This is a genomic window from Ferrovibrio sp., assembly GCF_017994015.1.
Classification (GTDB): Bacteria; Pseudomonadota; Alphaproteobacteria; order Ferrovibrionales; family Ferrovibrionaceae; genus Ferrovibrio.
This window is the reverse complement of sequence record NZ_JAGOLP010000004.1, coordinates 1-21,364: the sequence shown is the minus strand read 5'-3', so window position 1 is coordinate 21,364 and position 21,364 is coordinate 1. Positions and strand designations below refer to the sequence as shown.

Annotated in this window: 8 protein-coding genes; 2 read left to right on the top strand and 6 right to left on the bottom strand. The window is 61.8% G+C overall.

Annotation, left to right across the window (positions count from 1 at the left end; all coding sequences use genetic code 11):
- Positions 1-26: 26 nt before the first annotated feature.
- Positions 27-929, top strand: coding sequence for a LysR family transcriptional regulator (locus tag KBB36_RS03950; protein WP_290977190.1), 903 nt, complete (start codon positions 27-29; stop codon positions 927-929).
- 5 nt (positions 930-934) lie between these two features.
- Here KBB36_RS03950 and KBB36_RS03945 read toward each other — a convergent pair whose 3' ends face one another.
- On the bottom strand, positions 935-1,927 hold the full coding sequence (locus KBB36_RS03945; RefSeq protein ID WP_290977188.1) for a sulfate ABC transporter substrate-binding protein: 993 nt from the start codon (positions 1,925-1,927) through the stop codon (positions 935-937).
- A 109-nt stretch (positions 1,928-2,036) separates the two neighbouring features.
- Positions 2,037-3,026, bottom strand: coding sequence for a transcriptional regulator GcvA (locus KBB36_RS03940; RefSeq protein ID WP_290977184.1), 990 nt, complete (start codon positions 3,024-3,026; stop codon positions 2,037-2,039).
- A 156-nt stretch (positions 3,027-3,182) separates the two neighbouring features.
- Here KBB36_RS03940 and KBB36_RS03935 point away from each other — a divergent pair, with 156 nt between their 5' ends.
- The gene (locus KBB36_RS03935; RefSeq protein WP_290977181.1) at positions 3,183-4,469 is read left to right on the top strand and encodes a PLP-dependent transferase; all 1,287 of its coding nucleotides are present in this window, start codon (positions 3,183-3,185) and stop codon (positions 4,467-4,469) included.
- Positions 4,470-4,525: 56 nt separating this feature from the next.
- Here the strand turns inward: KBB36_RS03935 and KBB36_RS03930 are convergent, their stop codons facing one another.
- From KBB36_RS03930 to KBB36_RS03915, 4 genes are all read right to left on the bottom strand, one after another.
- Positions 4,526-5,173, bottom strand: coding sequence for a hypothetical protein (locus KBB36_RS03930; RefSeq protein WP_290977178.1), 648 nt, complete (start codon positions 5,171-5,173; stop codon positions 4,526-4,528).
- A gap of 20 nt (positions 5,174-5,193) precedes the next feature.
- Complete coding sequence (locus KBB36_RS03925) at positions 5,194-5,952, bottom strand: SapC family protein (protein ID WP_290977175.1); 759 nt, start codon at positions 5,950-5,952, stop codon at positions 5,194-5,196.
- Positions 5,953-6,055: 103 nt separating this feature from the next.
- Positions 6,056-19,933, bottom strand: a complete 13,878-nt coding sequence (locus KBB36_RS03920) for a filamentous hemagglutinin N-terminal domain-containing protein (RefSeq protein ID WP_290977172.1) — start codon at positions 19,931-19,933, stop codon at positions 6,056-6,058.
- Positions 19,934-19,944: 11 nt separating this feature from the next.
- Positions 19,945-21,364: ShlB/FhaC/HecB family hemolysin secretion/activation protein (locus KBB36_RS03915; RefSeq protein ID WP_290977169.1), on the bottom strand; the 1,420-nt coding region annotated here is incomplete at its 5' end.

The window sequence follows — 21,364 nt, the reverse complement described above, 5'->3', positions numbered from 1 at the left end:
GTCGTTCTTTATGGGAAACAATGGCGATGGACCATGAATACCAGCTTTATGCCCGGGTGATCGAGACCGGCAGCCTGGCCGCCGCCGGGCGCTCGCTGGGCTTGTCGCCGGCCATGGTATCGAAGCGCATCGCCCGGCTGGAAGAAAGGCTCGGCGCACGGCTGCTGCATCGCACCACACGCAAACTTTCCACCACCGAAGCCGGGCAGCGGTTTTATGAGCGGGTGGTGGCGATCCTGGCCGCCTCGCGCGAAGCGGAAACGCTGGTTACTGGCCTGGCCGGCGATCCGAGTGGCCTGCTGCGCATCTCGGCACCAACCTCGTTTGGCCGGCTGCATGTGGCGCCGCATCTCAAGCCCTTCCTGGATCGCTGGCCGCGGCTTCAAGTCGAGCTGGATTTATCGGATGCCTATGTTGATCTGGTGGCCGAGCGGATCGATGTGGCGATCCGGGTGGCGGCCGGCATCGAAGGCGGCTTGACCGGGCATCGCCTGGCACCGAACCGGCGCTTTCTCTGCGCCAGCCCGGCCTATCTGGCCGAGCATGGCGCGCCGTTGCGGCTGAAGGATCTGAGCCGCCATCGCCTGCTGGCCGCCGAGGGGCAATTGCCCTGGCGCCTGCAAGGCCGCCATGGTCCGGTGAATGTAGCCGGTAGCAGCTTCCTGCGCACCAATTCCAGCGAAGTGGTGCGCGAACTGGCCCTGGCGGGCTTGGGCATCGCCTTGCGTTCAACCTGGGATATCGGGCCAGACCTGCGCGCCGGGCGGCTGCGTGTGGTGCTGCCCGAGCATCCCGGCGCCACCGATGTCAGCATCTTCGCGGTGCATCCGGCGAGCAGCTTTGTGCCCGCCGGTTTGGCCCGCTTCATCGACCATCTGCGGGCATTGTATGGCCCGGCGCCCTACTGGGACGCCGACCTGCCACAATAAACGCCCTACGAACCCGGCTTGTAGATCTGGTCGAACACGCCGCCTTCGCCAAAATGCTCGGGCTGTGCCTTGGCCCAGCCGCCGAATTGCTGGTCGATGGTGAACAATTCCACCTTGGTGAAGGTGGCGGCATGCCGGTCGGCCACTTCCTTGAGACGCGGGCGATAATAATGCTTGGCGGCGATTTCCTGGCCTTCCTTGGTGTAGAGGAATTTCAGGTAACTTTCGGCCAGGGCACGGCTGTTGCGCTTGTCCACCACCTTGTCCACCACCGCCACCGGCGGCTCGGCCAGGATCGACACGCTCGGCACCACAATGTCGAACTTGTCCTTGCCCAGTTCATTCACTGCCAGAAAGGCTTCGTTTTCCCAGCTCAGGAACACGTCACCCTGGCGGCGCTGGGTGAAGGTGATAAGCGAGCCGCGCGCGCCGGTATCAAGGATCGGCACATTCTTGTACAGCGCCTGCACAAACTTGCGCGCCTCTTCCTTGCTGCCGCCGGGTTTGCGCTCGGCATAGCCCCAGGCGGCGAGATAGTTCCAGCGCGCACCGCCCGAGGTTTTTGGATTCGGCGTGATCACCTTCACATCGCTGCGGATCAGGTCATCCCAATCCTTGATCGCCTTGGGATTGCCCTTGCGCACCAGGAACACGATGGTGGAAGTGTAGGGCGAGGCATTGTCGGGCAGCCGGCTCTGCCAATCCTTGGCCAGCAGGCCGCGCTCGGCGATGGCATCCACATCATAAGCCAGCGCCAGGGTGACGACATCGGCTTCCAGGCCATCGATCACTGAACGCGCCTGCTTGCCCGAGCCGCCATGGCTCTGGTTGATGGTCAGCTTGCGGCCAAGCTGTTTGACGAAAGCGGCATTAACCTCCTGGTATAATTCGCGGGTCGGGTCGTAGGAAACATTGAGTAATGTGTCCTGCGCCTGCGCAGCGCCGCCTGCCATGGCAAGCGCCAGTGCAAAGGCAAGGGATTTGGCAAACCGTTTCATGCTGAGCCTCCTGGCTGTTGGTAACCGTCAGGCTTCAAACTAGGCCACCCGCTTTATTTTACATACTGAGAGGTTTTTGTTTTATAATTTACAAAAAACTATCAGAGAATTACGCAGGCGTTGCCACCTCGCCCCGCAGCCAATTGATAAAGGCGGCCACTTTGGGCAAACCCACCTTACGTTCCGGGCCTACCACATAATAGGCGAAATCCAGCGGCGTGGCATCCCCGAACAGCCGCACCAGCCGCCCGCTGGCGAGGTCGCTTTCAGCCAGGGTGGCCTTGGCCAACGCCACACCCTTGCCATGGATCGCTGCTTCCAGCACCAGACTGGACTGGGTGAAGCGCAGGCCGCGCTTCCACTCCGCATCGGCCAGACCAGCAGCGCGCAGCCACATCTGCCAGGTGGGGCAGGATTGGTCATCATCCGGGCTATCGTCATGCAGCAGCATCTGGCTTTGCAAATCGGCCGGGCTTTTGATCTGCGCCAGCAAATCCGGGCTGCAAACCGGGAACACCGCTTCCGGCAGCAGGCGCTCCACCATCAGGCCGGGATAACGGCCCGAGCCATAGCGGATCGCCAGATCAACATCATCGCTGGCAAAATCGGCCAACTGATTGGAAGCCGAGACCCGGATATCGATGCCGGGCTGCTGTTCCTGGAAACGGTCCAGCCGCGGCACCAGCCATTTCACCGCAAAAGACGGCGCCACGCTGACGGTAAGGATGCCGGATTGGCCAAAACTGTCGATCTGGTTCACCGCGCTGGTCAGGCGTTCGAAGCCGTCACGAATACCCGGCAGGCAGGCCTGGCCAGCATCAGTGAGCAGGATGTTACGCCCCGAGCGGCGAAACAGCGGCACGCCGAGATGATCTTCCAGCGTGCGGATTTGATGGCTGACCGCCGCCGGGGTGACGCAAAGCTCATCGGCAGCTCGGGCCAGGCTGAGATGGCGCGCCACCACTTCAAAAGTGCGCAACGCACCCAGCGGCGGCAACCGGCGCTTGGGCGCTGCCCGGGCCGCTGCATTGGGCAATGCAGCGATATTCGGCTTGGCCGGCAACTGGAGCGCCGGCACGGCGCGGGCAATCTGGTTCATGGGCTGATCTCGGCTGGCTGCGGCAGATTTTTCACACCATGAATACTAACAACGAATGTTATTATGTCAAATTTGATGTTAAATTAATTTGTAAACAGTTATTTATTGTGAAATAAAGTACCCGTCTCCATCGAACCCATTCGAGGCTCAAACATCATGGCTTACAGCAATCCCGAAACCATTGCCCTGCATGCCGGCTATCGCGCCGACCCGACCACCGGCGCGGTGGCGGTGCCGATTTATCAGACCACCTCCTACCAGTTTCGCGATGCCGAGCATGCCGCCAACCTGTTTGCGCTGAAGGAATTCGGCAACATCTACACCCGGATCATGAATCCGACCGTGGATGTGCTGGAACAGCGCCTGACGGCGCTGGAAGGCGGTGCGGCAGCGCTGGCAGTGGCTTCGGGCCAGGCCGCTTCGGCATTGGCGCTGCAGAATCTGGCTGTGGCCGGCGACAATGTGGTGAGTTCCACCGACCTTTATGGCGGCACTTGGAACCTGTTTGCCAACACGCTGAAGCAGCAGGGTATCGAGGTGCGGTTTGTTGACCCGGGCGATCCGGAGAATTTTCGCCGGGCCACGGATGAGCGTACCCGCGCCTATTATGCCGAAACCCTGCCCAATCCGAAATTGCAGGTTTTCCCCATCGCCGAAGTGGCCGCCATCGGCCGCGCGCTCGGCATCCCGCTGATCGTGGATAATACTGCTGCGCCGATCCTGGCCCGGCCGCTGGCCCATGGCGCCGCCGTGGTGGTGTATTCCACCACCAAATTCATCGGCGGCCATGGCACCTCGATTGGTGGCGTGATCATCGATGGCGGCAATTTCGACTGGGCGAAACACCCGAAGCGCCAGCCGCTGCTGAACCAGCCTGATCCGAGCTATCACGGCGCGGTGTGGACCGAGGCGGTTAAGCCAATCGGCCCGGTGGCCTATATCATCAAGGCGCGCGTCACCCTGCTGCGCGACCTGGGTGCGGCGCTCAGCCCGTTTAATGCCTTCCAGATCATTCAGGGCCTGGAAACCCTGCCATTGCGCATCCGCGAGCATAGCCGCAATGCCGCCGCCGTAGCGCAATTCCTGGCGAAACATGCAGCGGTGCAGCATGTGATCTATCCCGGCCTGCAAAGCGGCGAAGCGCGCAGCCGCGCCGACAAGTATCTGGCCGGCGGCTATGGCGGGCTGCTGGGCTTTGAATTGAAAGGCGGAGCCGAGGCCGGGCGCAAGTTCATCAATGCGCTGAAGCTGTTTTACCATGTGGCGAATATCGGCGATGCGCGCAGCCTGGCAATCCATCCCGCCACCACCACGCATAGCCAGCTCAGCCCCGATGAACAAGTGGCCAGCGGCGTCACACCGGGTTATGTGCGGCTTTCAGTCGGCATCGAGCATATCGACGACATCCTGGCCGATCTTGACCAGGCACTGGCCGGCCTGTAACGAAAACGCCCCGCAGGCTTCAACCTGCGGGGCGTTTTTCAATCGATCTGAGCGGTTTAGAAAGAACCCGGCTTGATGCGGAACACATCCGGATTTTTCGGATTCTCGGTATAGGTCAGCACCACCACCGGCACATCCATCTTGCCCTTGTCGTCGGCACGGCCGATGGAATACCGCAGCAGGGTCAGTCGGCCCTTGTCATCCGCACCATGGAACGCCACCTGCGAACCATCCGGCATGCTGCCTTCCAGGATGATGCTTTCCTTCACATAGCCGGCCTGGGTGAAATAGGTCTGCAAGGCGGAGGCGATGCCACGCAGGCGATTGTTTTCCGCCTCATTGGCGGCGGCGCCAAGCCACACCACCGTCACCTGGGTCAGCTTCTGGCTGGAATAGCCCAGGATATACGAAACCCGGCCCTTGCCGGTACCGGGCAGCAGATCAACGGCTTCCAGCGACAGCACCTTGGTTTTTTCCAGCGGATTGGTCTCCACCGAGATTGCCGCCTTGCCAAAATCCTTCTCCGCCGCCTTGCGCAGAGCGGCTTCATCCATGCCGAATTTGGCGCTGCGGAAACCTTCAACCGCGGCTTTGGGGGCCGACGCGCGATCTTGCGCCTGGGCCGCGCCAGCCTGCGCGCCAATGAGGGACAAACCGAACAGCAGGCCAAGGCATAGACCAGCGGCGCGCAGCGATTTCAACATGGCGTTGCTTCCTCGCGTAATCAGGCCGGTCGTGCGCCGGCACGGTCGATCAGGCCGGCCCAGTTGCCGGTGGAGATCAAATGGCAATACACCATCGGCAGCCAGCCACGCTGGCGCCAATCCAGGAAGGTTTCTGCCGACAGGCTGTTGAAGCGCGCCTCGTCGATCACCTGAAAACCGCCCAGGCTGAGTTTCTGGCCATCCGCCATGGTGATATCGGCGCGATTATCCACCAGCAGATCAGCCTCACGCAAGGCGGTTATGAAATCGGCCGTGAAGGCAAAATGCGACTGGTATTCGCGGCAGAAATCCAGCGCCGCCTTGGTGAAGTCGGTCGGTTCGCCGGCCTCGAATAACCGGTTGCCGGCCTTGCCGACGCAGGATGCCGCCATGTCGAGACACAGCGTCAATTCGCCACGCTCGCTGTTTTCCATGAAAATGAACGGGTAGCGCCGCAGATAGGCCGGCATATATACCCCCGGCGCCCAGGCGCCGGCTGCATCCACAAACAGATTTTCGCCCGAGCGCAGACCCAGCAACGCCACCATGGCCGGCTCCGGCCCGGTGGTGAACAGGATCGGAAAATGTTTGCAGGCCACCGGCAATTCTGCCCCCACCACCGGCAGGGAATTGGTGTTGGCGGCAAAACCAAGATCATCGATTGCGCCGATGCTGAGCTCGGCATCACGCTCGGCGATCAGCGGGCGCGGCTGCTGGTAGAATAGCGGCAGGCCGGCCGAAGCCTCCGCCGGCTCGCTCTTGGACGGTGTGGTGCTCAAGACATATCCTCACGATAAATTTGCGGCAGTTTAGCCATACTGGCGCCGAAAATGAACCATCGGCCCCGGCTGCGCTGGCCCGGGCCGATGGTTATCTGCTGGATCAACCGCCCGGCTGAGCGCCCTGCCGCTCCTGCTCACCCTGCGGCTGGCCCTGGCCCTGCGGGCTTTGACCGGAACCCTGACCCTGGCCCTGGCCCTGACCCTGCGGGCTTTGGCCGGAACCCTGGCCCTGGCTGGGCGTGGACGAACCAAGCGGAGCCGAACCCTGAGTCGGTGTTACCGGGATGGCGCCAGTGCCACCGCCCGAATTGCCGCCGCCAACTGGGGTGCTGCCGCCGCTGCCCGCGCCCGGGCTGCCGATGACGCCGCCCGACTGGCTTGGCACCACAAGACCCGGATTGATGCCGCCGCCGAGATTGTTCGACACGGTGAGCACCGGCGGCGCAGCGAAGGCCGCCAGAGCGTTCGGGGTGATGCCGCCCGGATTGACATTACCGGTGAACAGCGACGACGCGCCCGGCGTGCTGGGCACCGCCACCACCGGCGGCACCACCGAGGGCGGGATGATTACCACGTCGAGCGGACCCCAGCGCATGTCGTTGATGAAATACGGCGGATCGCGCAGCGGGCCGACGATATAGGCCGCCGTGGCATCCGAACGACCGGCCACCGTGCCATACATGTTGATGGCCGTGGCGCGCGACGAGGTGAGCGAAGCGACCACGATCTTCCTGGCCGGTTGCGCCTCTTCGCCGGCAACATCCTTGCTGCCGATCTTGATGAAGCCATTGCTGCTGTTGATGGTCAGCTGAATATCGCCTTCACCCTTCAGGCTGCCCATCACGATATCCTTGCCGGCGCTGATCTGCACCTGGCCGGTGGGGACCGTGACGCTGGGGCCGGTGATGGCCTGGGCCTTGCCATCTGCGCTGGTGACAATGCCCAACGTGATGGCGCCATCCACGTCCAGCACTGCCGGCAGGATGATGCTGGCGCCGCCGGTCTGCACCAGATCGCCGGCCAGCTTGGTATGGGCGGTGCTGGCAAACGTGGCCTTGCCGGTGGTGCCGGCATTGATGGTCAAGGTGCCGAGCTTGCCGGTGCTGCCAATGGCGCCATTGAACACCACCGAAGAACCGTCGATTTCCAGCGTCAGGTTGGACTGGTTGCTGCTGTCGATGGTGCTGCCGAAGGTGATGGTGGCAACACTGACATCCTTCAGGATCTGGTTGCCGGTAAGGCTGGCCGCGCCTGTATAGCTCTGCTTGGTAAAGGTGGAGATGGTGCCGCCACCGAAGCTGGTGGTGCCGCTGACGGTGACTTGTGCAAGCGTGTTGGTGGTGCCGAAATCACCCTTGAAGGCGCCATTGCCAACAATTGCGATGCTGTCACCGCCAGTATTCACCACACCATCCAGCAGCGAAACCGTGCTGCCGGTGAAAGTGGTGGTGCCATGCGCCAGCGTCACCTTGCCGGTATAGGTCTGCGCACCGGTGGTGCCGATCGCCGTGACGCCGAGTGTGGTGGTGCCGCTGACGGACAGGCCGCCGACCGCATTCGCGTCCGTGCCAAAGCCTTCGGTGAGCACCAGATTGCCGGTGACGCCGATGGTCTGGCTGCCCGAAGCCGTGCCCTGGGCGCCCTTGCTCAATGTCACCGTGGTGCCGGTGAAGCTGGTATTGCTTTGCAGCGATGCCAGTTCGCCATAGCTCTGGGTGCCGGTGGTGTCGATGCTGCCGCCAAGCTGCAATGTGCCGTCGCTGTTGGTGGTGAGCGACGCCGCCTTGATGCCGTTGACGAGCTTGGTGGCGCCGGTGCTGTTCAGCGTTATCGCGCCGAGACGGGTGGTACTGCCCGTTGCACCGCCAAAGCTGATATCGCCGCTACCGCTATTGACGGTCAGGGTGTGAGCGCCATCCAGCGTGCCGCCAAAGCTGACACCGCCATTCGATGTGGCGATTGTGAGGTCGCTGGCCAGCGTGGTGGCGCCGGTCACGCCAAAGGCGCCGCCATTGGTGGTGTAGCTGCTGCCATTCAGCGTGGTGGCACCAGTATAGCTTTGCGCGCCTTCCGTGGTGATCGAGGCAAGCTCGATAGTGCCACCAGAGATGGTCAGGCTGCCGCCATTGGAGCTTGCCGTCTGGATCGCCACCTTGCCGGTGCCGGCCTTGATCTCCAGCGACTGGGCCTGGCCAAAGAAGCCGCCGGCCAGGATGACATCGCCATTGGCCGCACTGGTATTGAAGGTCTGGTCCGCGGTGTCACTGAGTTTCACCTGCTTGTCGAAGGAGATCGACTTGGCGGTGAGGTCACCCTTGACGGTAGCGGCACCCTTGTAGACCTGGGCGCCGGTGGTGTTGATGGCGCCGGCCAGCGTGATGGTGCTGGCTTCGACAGCCAGGCCGGACTTGGTTGTGTCGCCGCCCTTGTTGATATAGCCGCCGGTCAGCGCCACGGTGCCGCCCGACTTGAGCGACAGGCTGCCGCTATTGCCGGCACTGATCTTGCTGCCATCCACGGTCAGCGTGCCGGTATTGAGCGACACGTTGATATCGCCGCTGGCGGTGCTGAGATCGCCGGTGGTGGCGCCATTGCTGGTATAGGCCAGGTAGATATCGCCGGTGCCGGTGACGGTGGCCGATACCTTGCTGATTGCCGTGGTGAAGGCCTGGCTGCTGGTGCCAATGGCGGTCTGCGAGGTCATCTTGAGTTCCGCCGCCGTCATGCTGCCGTCGGAAGCGCCCAGGATGCTGCCCGCCGCCGCGGCCAATTCCAGCGTGCCGGTGGCCGCGGCATTCGCCGTGGTCACAGTGAGATTGCCGGTCGTGGCGGTCAGCTTGACATTACGGCTGGTGCCGGTGGCGGTGACCGAGGTGGCGGTGAAGCCAACCGAGTTGGTGAAGGCGATATCGCCATTCGCCGCCAGGGTGAGTCCGGTCAACGTGCCGGTATTGCTCACCGTCAGGTTCTTGCCGGTGCCGGTCAGGCTGGCATTCAGCGCACCGGTTGTGGTGGTCAGCTTGGTGTTGCCGCCCGTCGAGCCACTGGTGAAGGTGAGGCCGGAGGCAGTGATGGTCAGATCACGGCCGCCGCCACTGGCCACCACATCGGTGGTGCCCTTGAGCGTCAGTGCGCCGGTGATGGTGATGCTGCCGGCAGCCGGCAGCGTCAGCGTGCCGCCGGATTCAAGCAGCAGGTTGCCATTGCTGACCGACAGGCCGGCGCTGACATCCATATCACCGGCGGTCTTGATATAGGCCGAAGAACCGGTGCCAAGCGTGATGGCGGTGCTGCCCAGGGTGACCGCTGTGGTGCCGCTGTTGCTGACCGAGATCACTGAGGCATTGGTGGCCGCCGAGAGCTTGTCGATACCACCCACCTTGACCAGCACCGGCGAGCCGGCGCCAGTGGCGCTATCGGTGACGGCGCCGATATTGCCGCCAGTGGAGGTCAGCGACAGCTTGCCGGCAACGATATGGGTGTCACTGCCGCTGGTGAGGATTGAACCGGCCGCGCTGATTTCGGCCAGGCTGCTGCTGGGCGAACCTGTGCTGGCGGCAGCGCCGGCATAGAGTTTGGTGACCGTGACATTACCGCTGCTGCCGGTGATCTTTACATCCTTGCCGCTGCCATCGGTGGTCTGCGTGACATTGACCACAGCGGTGGCGCCGGCGGTGGTGACCACCAGCGAGCCATCCGTCACCGACAAGGCAGTGCCGCTGGTGCCGAGCGAGATGCCCGTTGTGCCGCTATCGGCGATATAGACCGAGCCGGTGCCGGCGCCGCCGGTGATGGTGGCGGTCTTGGTATTGAGATACGCGCTGCTGCTGCCAACGCCGGCGCCGCCGTAAACACTCAAGGTGCTGGCGGTGATCAGCGTGTCGCTCTTGCCATCGTCAAACACCGTGCCGGTGCCGGCATTCACCGTTACCGCGCCGCTACCGGCATTCACATTGCCAATACCAATCCTGCTGCCGCCGGTGGTGGTGGTGACCGATATAATACCGCCGCCGGAGGTGACCGAATTCAGGTCAATGGCAGCCGCATCGCCAGCGGCGATGCTGATGGTGCCATTGTTGGTCGACAACAGAGCAGCACTCAATTCGCTGGTGGTCTTGAGGTAGATCGCCGAGCCGGATTGCGTCAGTGCCGCTTCCAGGCGCCGCGAATTCACCCCCAGCGCCGAGCCGCTGGCGCCGATCACGCCGCTGCTTTTAAGCAGCACGCCACCGCCATTGATGGTGCTGTTGGCATTGCCCTGGCTGATGCTGCCGGACTGGGCGTTGAGCACCACCTTGCCATTCTGCATGCCGGCGCTGATTGTGGCGGCGGCGCCGGTGGAACCAATCGTCAGGTTGCCGCTGGACAGGGTGACGTTGATGTCGTTGCCCGCTGCATCAGTGGTCGATGTCATGCCGGCAATAGTCATATTGCCGGCGCCGGTCACCACCGTGGCACCGTTATTCACCGATGTGGTGAGACCGCCGACCAGGCTGCTGGTGACATTCAGGTAAAGCGAGCCGGTGCCGGTGACCGTGGCGCTGACGGTCGAGCCGGTGCTGCCGCTGGTATACGGCGCGATACGGATCGCACTATCGGCGCTGCCGATGCCGGTGCCGGCCTTCAGCGTGATCGAGGAATTGGCGTTTGAGCCGGCAGTGAGAGCAATATTGTTGCTACGCAGCGCACCGGCAGCCTCCAAGGTCAACGCTGTGCCGCTGCCCCAGCTGGTGGCGCCATTCAATGTCAGATCGCCAGTGGTGGTTTTGACACTGAGCGCGCCGTTGGAGCTGATCGCCCCTGTGGTCAGCGCCTTGTCGTTGCTGACAAAGATGCCGCCGGTACCGGCAGAGGCTGCGAGGCTGGAGACACTCAAACCCAGCGCGGTTTCGCTGCTGCCGATGGCAGCGGCGGTTCCCGTGTTGGCGGCCAGGGTAAGCGCACCGGCGGTGAGCTTGTTGCTGCCGGTGCCGGTGATGGTGGCGGCTGCGGTGCTAACGCCCTGTGTGGCGGTGAGTGAAGCCGTGCCGCTGCCCAGATTCAGCGTGTTCACGGCGATATTGCCACGCGATTGGTAGGTGAAATTCAGCCCGGTCGTATCAGACACATCAGTGAAGGTGATCGTGCCACTGGAATCTGTAGCGCTCCAGGTCAGGTTGGTCGCAGTGATCGAAACCGTGCCGCTGCTGTTATTGGTGCCGCTAGTCGGCGTGCGGTCGATGCTGAGATCGGTCAAGTCGCTGCTGCTGCCAACAACGAAGCCGCCAATGGTCTTGATGGTGAGCTTGGTGGCGGTGGTCTTGACCCTGGTATTGGCATTCGTGCTGGCACCAATCGAGCCGTCGATGGCGCTCAGGGTGAGGCTGGCCGCATCGATCGTGCTGGCCGTGTTGGATGTGATGGAGCCGGTGCCCGACGTGATGATTGACACGTTATGACCAGTGGCAGTGAGCGCACCGGCCAGCGTGAAGTTATTGCCGGCATTATTGCTGCCGTTGTTCAGCACCACATCGCCGGCTGCCGTCATCGACGACACAGTGAGGCTGTAGCTTTCCATCAGATAGATACCGCCACCGCTGGCCGTGGCGGTCAGCGTGGTGGTGCCGCTGCTATTGGCGCTGGTCGTCAACGCACTATTGGCCGAACCGATAGCGCCCGAGGCGCTCAGTGTCAGGGTGCCGGAGCCGCTAATGCTTCCGCCGCCCAAGATCGAACCATTCACCACCGTGATCGTGGTGGTGGCGCCATTCAGCGACAGGCCGCCATCAGTATCGTTACTAGTACCGATTTGCAGGTCGCCGGCACTGACCTTGATCTCGCTGGTGCCGCCCACGGTGAAGCCCGCAACCTTGGCCTTCTGCTTCAGATCAATATAAGCGCCGTTATTGGCAGCAGTCTTGAACTGCGAAGTGGTGATATCGAGCAGGCCGCCACCGGTGCCGCTGGTCTGGCCGACCGCGCCACTGGATGCCGCCAGATAAATCTTGCCGGCGAGCATGCTGGACGTGCCATCGGTTTCGCGAATCCCGGAGGGAGCGGTGATCGTCAGCAGGTTGGCCTTGCCGACATTGATGGTGCTGTATGTGACCATGCCGCTGGTTGAGTATTCAAAATCCAGGCCGCTGGTATCGCTGATGGTGGAGAATTTCGTGCCGCCCGCATTGGTGAAGGTTGCCTGCGCGGTCATGCCATCGGTGCCATCCAGCTTCTTGCCGGTGATATCGAAGGTACGGTCTGCCGTGCTGCTGGCCGTGGAATTGGTCAGCTTCAGTTTTTCGACATGCAGATTGGAAGTCAGATACACGTCGCCGCCAGTGGACAGCGTCAGGTAAGGCGAATCGACACGCAGCTTGTTGGTGCTGGAGCCCAGCGCCGTGCCGGTGATTGAGACCACCGCCGCGGTCAGGCGATCAGTGCTGGTGCCGGTGGTGGTGATGGCTGCGCTGCTGCTGGACAGAGTGGCGGTGCCGGCCTTGGTCAGGTCGATCTTGCCCAACTCCTGGCCGCGCTTGGTGCTGAAAGTGAAATCCAGCCCGGTGGTATCCACCACAGACACCGCCGCCACACCGCTATCGGTGATGGTAAGGGTCAGATTCTCGCCGGTGATGCCGAAGGTGGGGGCAGAGCCGCCAGTGGCCTGCGTGCTGGTGATACTGAGGGTTTGCAGATCAGCCGAGCTGTTATTCAGATGCACGTTGCCGACGGTGGTAACGTATAGATCCTGAGCGCTGGTCTTGATCGCGGTGCCGGAGGCGCCGACGCTGCCGGTGGCCGTGAGGCTGAGTTTGCCGGCAGTGACCGCCAGCGAGGTATCAGTGGTGGTGATATTCTTGGTGGTGCCGGTAGTGGTGAGCGATAGCTGGCGGCCGCTTTGCACATTCACCGTGCCGAGCGCCAAGCCGGTGGCGGTAGACAAGGTGAAATCAAGGCCGGAAGTATCAACAAACTGCGTCAGCGTGGTGCTGCCGGCGCTGGCGCTGTCCGGCATCGTGACACTCAGATTCTTGCCGGTGATGCCATAGCTGTTGGTGCCGCCAACATTGTGCTTCACAGTCCAGTCGAAAGTGAAGAGATCGGCCTGATTGGTGAAATACACATTGCTGCCGCTGGAAAGCGTCAGCGTTTCGGCATTGATCACCAGGGGCGTGCCGCTGGTGCCAATGGCGCCGTTATCCACGGTCAGGATCAGTTTATTGGTCGAAATCGCCGCCGTGGAACCAGAGGCCTGGGTCAACGTGCCGCTATTCACGGTCAAGGTGAGCGTGTTGTCGCTGCCGGATGAACCGCGATTGCTAAGGCCATCGACCGCCAGATTACCCTGATTATTATAATTGACGGTGCCGCTGGCGCTGATGCTCAGCGTGCCGACCGTGCCATAAAATGTCGAGCTGCCATTGTTGCTATTGCCGATGCTCGAACCGGTCATTTCCAAGCGGCCGGCAGTGATCACACTGCTGCTGGTGTTGGTGGCATTGATGTTGGAACTGGAATCCGCCGTCAGCTTCACCGTGCCGGCACCGACATTGACATTGGTAACCTGAATTGTCTTGGCGGAAGTGACCGTCAGATTCAGGCCGCTCTGAGAAATGCTGGTCAGCTTGAAGGCGTTTACCGAACCACTGCTGACCACATCTTCTACAGTGAAAGTCAGGCCCGTAGCGGCAACCGCATAGCTGTAGGTGCTGCTACTCGCGGTGCCGGAAGCCTTGAAACTGACATCAAGGCTGAGATCGGTCAGCGTGGTGTTATTAGAGACATCTATACTGCCGCCGCTGCTGATCGACAGCTTCTTAGTGGCAGTGGTGACCTGGCCGGAGCTACCAACATGGCTGCCGGTGCTGGCCTTGGCAATGAGGCTCACTTCGCCGGCAGTAAGCGTGCCGCTATCACGATTGATCGTGCCGGCCACGTTGGTGGCGCCGCCGGTTGATTGCAATGTGATCTTGCCGGTGGTGTTGGTGCCGGCGTCAATGCCGGCGGTCAAAATGGCGCGGTCGGCATTTAAAGTGAAATCCATCGTGCCGGAGCCGGACGAGCCAGAAACGGTGATGACGCCTACGCTATCGCCGATCGTCAGGCTGCCGTCGGTGCCGATATTGCTGAAGCTGTAGGTGTTGTTGTCTGTGGTCGCCGAAGTCTTGTGCGTCAGCGTCAGGTCAATCGTGCTAAGCGCGGTGCTGCTGTTGTCGATGTAGATATTGCCATTGCTGACAGCAGTCAAAGAAGTGGCGCCGAGCTTGATCGCCCGGCCACTGGTGCCGATTGAGCCATTGCCGATGCTGTCTTTGGTGTCACTGCCGATGGCATAGAGCGTGACGCTGCTGCCACTAATCGTACCGCCGCCGACCATGGTGATGTTGGAATTGACCCCGCCGCCATCGGTTTTCAGCGTCACGGCGCCGGTGGCGACAATCTCCGAAACGGCGATATTCTTTTTGCCGGTGAAGCTGAAGTTGGTGACCGAGCCGCTATTGCCCGCGACATCAATTGTATTGGTGGTGCCGCTATCGGTGATCGAGAACTCTTTTCCGCCGGTGCCGCTGATGCCGAAATTGCTGACCGTGGACGTGGAGGAATTGGTGCTGACGACGGTCAGGTCGGTCAACGCCACGACGCCGGCGACATAGATATTGCGGCCGGATTCAACTGTCAGCTTGCCGCCATTGACGGCAACAGCGCTGGTGGACGTGCCGATGGAACTGGAGCTGCCTGCGGTGAGGACAATATCACCGGCCCGGATCTCGCCGCTGCCGCTGTAAGTGATGTTGCTGGCGGTGGACACAGTGAACTTGCCGGTGCCGACATTGGCAGCGCCCACCGAAACAGCAGTGGAACTACTGACATTCAGGGCAAAATTCAGGTTGCTGCTGCTGGTGATCGTGTTCAGCGCATAGCCGCTGCTGCTGCTGATGCTGATAGTCTGATTAGTGCCGGCGATGCTGATTGTCGAGGCGGAACTGCTGCGGCTGATGGTCAGATCGGTCAGCGCCTGGGACGAAACGATATTGACCGAACCGTTATTGGTAACCGTCAGCTTGGGGGTATTGACCTTGAGCTGGTTGGTGGCGCCAATGCTGCTGCTGCCGGTGCTCAGCGCAATTTCGCTGCCCTGGATCACGGTGGCATCATTGCCATCATCGTTGAGATTGCCCGAGCTGGTGATCGTCAGCTTGCTGGCGCCGGCATTGGCAATCACCTTGCCGAGCGTGACGCCGTTGTCGCTGCTGCTAGTTAACGTGATGGTGCTGCCGGCGGTCACCTCATTGAACTTAATGCTGCTGCTGCCGGTGTAGCTGACCGAAACCAGGCCATTGGTGGCAATGGCATCAAGCTCGTTGGCTTTATAACGCACCGCGCTGGTGCTGCTGCCAATTGCTTCGCTGGCCTTCAACGTCATTTTGGTGGTGGCGTTGATGGTGTTGCTGCTGGGATTGAGGATCGAGCCGGCCAGGGCTTCGAAGGTCACCGACCCGCTCACGGTACCAACACTGGTGCTGGTGGCGATATCGCCGACCTGCAGCTTCACCACCACATCGCCGGAATTGGTGGCAAAGCTGCCGCTGCCGCCGGACTCAGTCCGTGTTCTGCCGCCGAGATAAAGCGTATTGGCGGTGTTATCGGCGCCGGTGGTGCGCAGCGCATTGATATAGATGCCGCCAGTGCCCGGGGTCAGGTCAGAAGCCGTGCCAGCCGTTACGGCAATGCCCCTGGCCACGATGTCGATATCGCCGTTTGTCGCCGAGGTGCCGACATTCTTTGTGGCACTGAGCGCGATATAAGAAGCAAGCACATAAGTGCTGTCGTTGCCGTCGTCCAGGATAGCGCCCTTCGAGGTGCTGAAGGAGACTGAATTTTCGGCGGATGAGGAGTTTTGGCTGTTGTCGGGGGTGTAACTGTATTTGAAAGTGCCGGTATTGACCTGGCCCAGCGTGATATCCCGATCACCGCTGAAGGTGAAATATTGCAAGCCGCCAGCAGCATCATTTTCGCCATAGGCGCCAAAGCCGCTATCGATCAGGCGGGTGAAGGTGTAGCCACCGGCCGAATCGGTCATTGCAAAATCAAGATGCCGGCCCGTAATGGCATAGGTGTAATTGGCCGACGTGTCCTTATGCGTACTGACGATGGTCAGTTCGCTGAAGTGATTGGCATTGTCGATCAGCAGGTTGCCGCCGGTGGTCACCGCCAGCTTGGTGGTGTTGATGCCGATGGCATTGCCGCTTTCGCCGACATTCTCGGTGGCAGTCAACTGCAACGCCTTGGCGGAAATACGCGTATTGGCGCTGGCGTCATCAATGATCGAGCCATTGCTGGTTGTCAGCTTCGCCGTGGTGACATTCTCTAGGTCAAGCTGACCCACCACCAGTGTCTTGTCGCTGGTGTAGCTGAACGTGGTCAGGAAAGTGCTGTTGATCTCCGACAGCGTGCTCTTGCTGCCATCATCGGTAACTGTGAAGCCCAATTCCTGCGAGGTTAGCTGGAGGTCATTGGCGGTTGAGCCGTTATGCTTGTTGTTGATAGTGAGGCTGGTCAGCAATTCCTGGCTGTTATCGACATAGTAGCTGCCGGTATTGGTCAGCGAGAGCTGCGCCGTCTGCGTCTTGAGATGCTGCGCGCTGCTGGCCACCGCGCCACCGGCATTGATGGTAAGGGTTTTGGCCGCCAGCGTATTGCCGGCACTGGCGACGATGGCGCCAGAGGTGGTCAGCGAGATCGTGCCGCCGCTCACCGCGGCGCCGGCACTGATATTCTTCACTGTGGTGACCGCGCCATCGCCGGTAACCGTGACCGTGACGCTGCCGCTGCTGCTGGCGGCGACCAGATTGGTCAGCGTTACCGAGCCGGTCTGATTGACGGTGATATTGCCGCTGGTGCTGCCCGCCACAGCGGATACGATTTCGCTGACCTGGGTCTTGAGCGTGGCAGTATGGGTCGCGGCCGTGGTGCTGGTGGTCAGCTTGTTGGCGGTGATGCCTTCAGGCGAACCACTGATTGCCACGGAGAGATTGCCACCACCAACCTGCAAGGTGACATTGCCGGTGCCGGCATTGATCTTGGAATATGTAAGGTCGCCGCCGCTGGTGATGGCAATATTGCCATTGGCGGCGGTGGCGGCGCTGGTGATCGTGGCAGCTGCCGCGCTGGTCAAATTAATCAGTCCACCGGCGCTGACAGACGTGAAGGTGGCGGTGGTGGTGGCGCCCGTGGAGAAATACACGTCGCCGGCAGTGGCGGTCAGGTTGATCGAGCTGGCATTGGCTGCGGCAAGCGCCGTGCCGCTGGAGCCGATTGCGCTGGCCGCATTCAGGGTTAGCGTATTCGCGGTCAGTTTGGTGGCGCTGTCGCCATCATCCAGGATGCTGCCGGCGCTGCTGCTGATGGTCAGGCTGCTGCTGCCGCTGGTCGGCGCAAAATTGACATTGCCCAGCGTGATGTTGCCGGTGGCGGCGATGGTGGACGCAGTGGTTGTGGTGCTGCTGATATTGCTGAGCGTAAGGGTGCCGGTATTGCTGATATTGACAATGCCGCTGCCGGACGTGGCGGTAAGGCTGCTCACTGCGGTAAGCAAGGCCGAGCCGCTGGCGCCGATGGCGCCATTCAGGCCGGTGCTGCCCAGCGCGGTCAGCGTGAGACTACTGCCGGTGATCAGCGGCGAACCGCTGGCAGCCGACACGATATTGCCGCCATTCGCGGTCAGGCTGACAGTGCCATCGCCGGCGCCGGCATTCACAATGCCGGCCGTGATGCCAACATCCGAGATGAAGCTGATATTGGTGCCGGATGAAGTGATGTTGGTCAGCGTATGACCGGCGCTCACATTGTCGTCGCTGACCGTGAAGGTCAAACCATTGGCGACAACGCTGTACTGATTGCCGCTGGCCAGCAGCGCGTGATTGGCGCGCACCGACAGGCTCGATAGTTTCCGATCCGTGGTGACGTAGATATTGCCGCCGGTTTCCAGCGTCAACGAACCGGAATTGAACGCAAGCGCCGAACCGCTGGCGCCGATATGGCCGCCCAAGGCGCTGAGACGCAGGCTGTTGCCGGTCAGCAGCACGGTGCCGCTGCGCGTGATCGAACCCGCCGAACTGGAGATCACCAGCGCGCCGCCGCCGGCATTGATATTGCCGGCCAGGCTGATATTGCCGCCTGCCAACAGGGTGATGTTGCCGCCATTGCTGGTGAGGCCGCCGATATTGCTCAGGCTGCCGCCGGGGGCGGTCGCCTCCAGGCTGATGCTGCCGCCCTGGGTGGAGATTGTGTCGGTGGCCTTGGTGAAGGTGATGCCGCCGCCCGCACCGGTGGAGCGCAGCGTAACACTGTTGCCGTTGCCGGTGGCCAGGCTGATGCTGGTATCCACCGTGATCAGGCCGGTGGCTTCCAGCACGATATTGGTGGTGCTGTTCAGGCCGGTCAGCGTGGCAACGCTGATGGTGTTTTCGCCGCTATCGGCATCGCCCGACGCCACTGTGCCATCGCCGGCATTGCTGTTCTGCGTACCGCCGCCGGCGGCCACGATCTTCAGCGTGGCTGGATCGATCAGCAGCGTGCCGGTCTTGCCATGCGCCGCCGTCAGATCGGCACTGCCGGTGAGCACAATATCCTGCTTGGCGGAAACTTCCGCGAAGCCGCCATCGCCACCCTGGGCGCCGCCGCGCGCCGAAATATGGCCGGCGAACACGGTCTTGTCCTCAGCCAGCACCACCACGGTGCCGCCATCGCCCTGGCCCAGCGCATCGGCCTTGAGCTGCGCGCCGGCCGCAACCGAAACGCTGCCGGCCCAGGCGCCGGTGCCGCGCGCACCCGCGCCGCTGCCGTCACTGCCAATTGCGATCAGGCCGCCGCCGGCCTGGCCGGATGTATCCATCGTGGCGCCGCCAGCCACGGCAATCGATTCGCCGGTGGCGATGATGCTGCCGCCGGTTTCGCCCGCGCCGGTGCCGCTGGCATCGAGAGTGCCGGCAACCTGCACCTTGCCGGCAGAACCGCCGGACAGCACGATCTTGCCGTTCTGCACGCCCACACTCTTGGCCGAAACTACGCCCGAGGTGTTGATCACATTGTCGATGACACCCTTGACGGCCCGCGCCGACAATTCCACCACGCCGCCTTCGGCGCTGATCTGCCCGGTATTCACGACCAATGCTGCCGGCATACTGCCATCGGCATTGGCGGAAACCGCCGCCACTTCACTGCCGGCGCCAAAGCTGAGCAGGCCGTCGCCATGGAAATCGAGCGTGAAGCTCTGGGCGGCACCCAGCGCCACACGGCCAAGCCGGGCGCGAATCACACCGTTGTTATGCACCTGCGGCGCCACCAGCGCGGCCAAGCCGGCATCCTTGATGCTGATATCGCCCTGGTTGACGATGCGCGCATCCGGATTGGCCGAAGGCGTGCCGAACAGGTATTTGCCGGCGAGGAAATCGGCATCTTTGATATTCGCCGTGGAGGCCACCAGGCCGCCGACATCGACGCGCGAGCCAGGCCCGAAGAACACGCCATTCGGGTTCACCAGCATCACTGTGCCGGTCGCCGTCAGGGTGCCGAAAATCGCCGAAGGATCATTGCCGAGCACGCGGTTCAACGTCACCGAAGACGACGAAGGCTGCTGGAAATTGACGCTATTGCCGGCGCCGATGCTGAAAGACTGCCAGTTGATGATCGCCGTGTTGCTGGTCTGCACCACGTTGAGTGCCGTGGGCGAAGGCTGGTTGATGCTGGCACTACCTGCAACAACGCTGCCGCCCTGCGGCAGGGTTTGCGCCTGGCCGGCATGGCTGAACAAAGCGGTGAGCGACAATGCACCGGCAGCGGCGCCCAAAGCGGCCTTGCGGCCGGCAGCGCCGCGTCCACGTCGACGCCCGCTAAGGGCATCTGGCGGCAATATCGCCAGGCCGTTGGTAAGATTGGTCAGCAGACGAAACCGAAAGCTGCGCGCAACACCGAGGGAATGGGAGAGGAAATCTTTGCGATCCATGACAACCTACCTCAGAAACGTGCGCTCAAGGTGAAGTAAACGTTCGGCTTATTGGAAATCGTCGCCTGCGGCCGATTCAGGCCGCGCGCGGTTTCCAGAGAAGCGAACAGGGTCTGATTGAGATTGACGCGCACACCACCGCCGGCGGAGGCAACGCTGATCCGGTCGGACGTTGTGGTCTCAGGTCCGACACTCCAGACCTGGCCGCGATCAAAATAGACATAGAATTGCAGGCCATCGGGGAACAGCGTCTGTTCCGGCGCATAACGCAGTTCGATCAGCCCCGCCCAGCCATTGTCGCCGGAAACCTCGCTGACATCGAAGCCGCGGCCAAAATTGGGGCCGCCCAAAGCCATCTCCTCGCTGGAGAGCAGCGCTGTGCGGGTATACTGGCCGCTGGCAGTGGCGAGCAGGCTGAAATTGGCTGGCAGCTGCTGCACCCGGGTCAGGTCCAGCGTCCATTTGGTGTAGCTGCTATGGCCATCGCTGCGCGAAGCCTGCGCGTCATTCTCATTGGTGGCACCCAACATGTCGAGGCCACGATGCATGGTGAAGCGGGCTGCCGAGATACCGTCCCAGGTATCGGTGCGGTCATAGCTGATGCCGGCGCGCAGGATGCTGAGGCGGTCACGGTTATAGGCCGCATTACGCAGGTCGGTATCCACCATGCGGTATTCGAATTCGCCGGTCAGTCGCAGGTTTTCCATGCGCGAACGGATCAGCGGATAGGTGGTTGAAGCAGTGTGCGACCACACATCGCTCTGGATTTCGAGCCGCTTCAATTCCTTGCCCGGATAGGAGCGCGAATAATTGCTGTTGAAGCCAAGCGTCAGGCCGTCTTCGCTGAACAGGCCGGTATAGCCGCCACCCACCGACCAGGAACGCCCCCAGGGCATGGACTGCTTGGCGCGCAGCGAAAGCTGGTCGGCATTGCTGCCGAAAGCGTTGTAATTGACCGAAGCAAGCGTCTCGGCGCCGCCGAGATAGGTTGAATTGCGGTTATCGAAGGTCAATACCGTATCGGTATCCTTGCGCGCGCTCTGCACCACCATCACCGAGGCGCCGGGCGTGTCAGTTGCGGCTTCAAGATTGCCGCGCACGGTCAGGCCGGCGATATCGGTGGCCAGCAGCAGGCGGCGTTCAATTTCGGTGATGCTCACCGGTGTCTGGTTCAGCAGCGGGTTGAGCAGCATCTCCACCGCCGCCTTGGCCGGGCCGATATCGCCCTGCACCACGATTTTGGAGATGAAGCCTTCCAACACCACAATGCGGAAGCTGCCATCCTCAATCGCCTGCTCGGGCACCATCACGCGGCTGGTGACAAAACCGGCATTGCGGTAACGCAGTTCGATATCGTTGGCGATCTTGAAAGCATCGGCAACACTGATTTCCTTGCCGATCAGCGCCGCATGGCCAGCCTGCAATTCGCCG

Coding starts and splice junctions, on each gene's coding strand:
- KBB36_RS03950 (WP_290977190.1), top strand. CDS start 27: ATGGACCATGAATACCAGCTTTATGCCCGGGTGATCGAGACCGGCAGC.
- KBB36_RS03945 (WP_290977188.1), bottom strand. CDS start 1,927: ATGAAACGGTTTGCCAAATCCCTTGCCTTTGCACTGGCGCTTGCCATG.
- KBB36_RS03940 (WP_290977184.1), bottom strand. CDS start 3,026: ATGAACCAGATTGCCCGCGCCGTGCCGGCGCTCCAGTTGCCGGCCAAG.
- KBB36_RS03935 (WP_290977181.1), top strand. CDS start 3,183: ATGGCTTACAGCAATCCCGAAACCATTGCCCTGCATGCCGGCTATCGC.
- KBB36_RS03930 (WP_290977178.1), bottom strand. CDS start 5,173: ATGTTGAAATCGCTGCGCGCCGCTGGTCTATGCCTTGGCCTGCTGTTC.
- KBB36_RS03920 (WP_290977172.1), bottom strand. CDS start 19,933: ATGGATCGCAAAGATTTCCTCTCCCATTCCCTCGGTGTTGCGCGCAGC.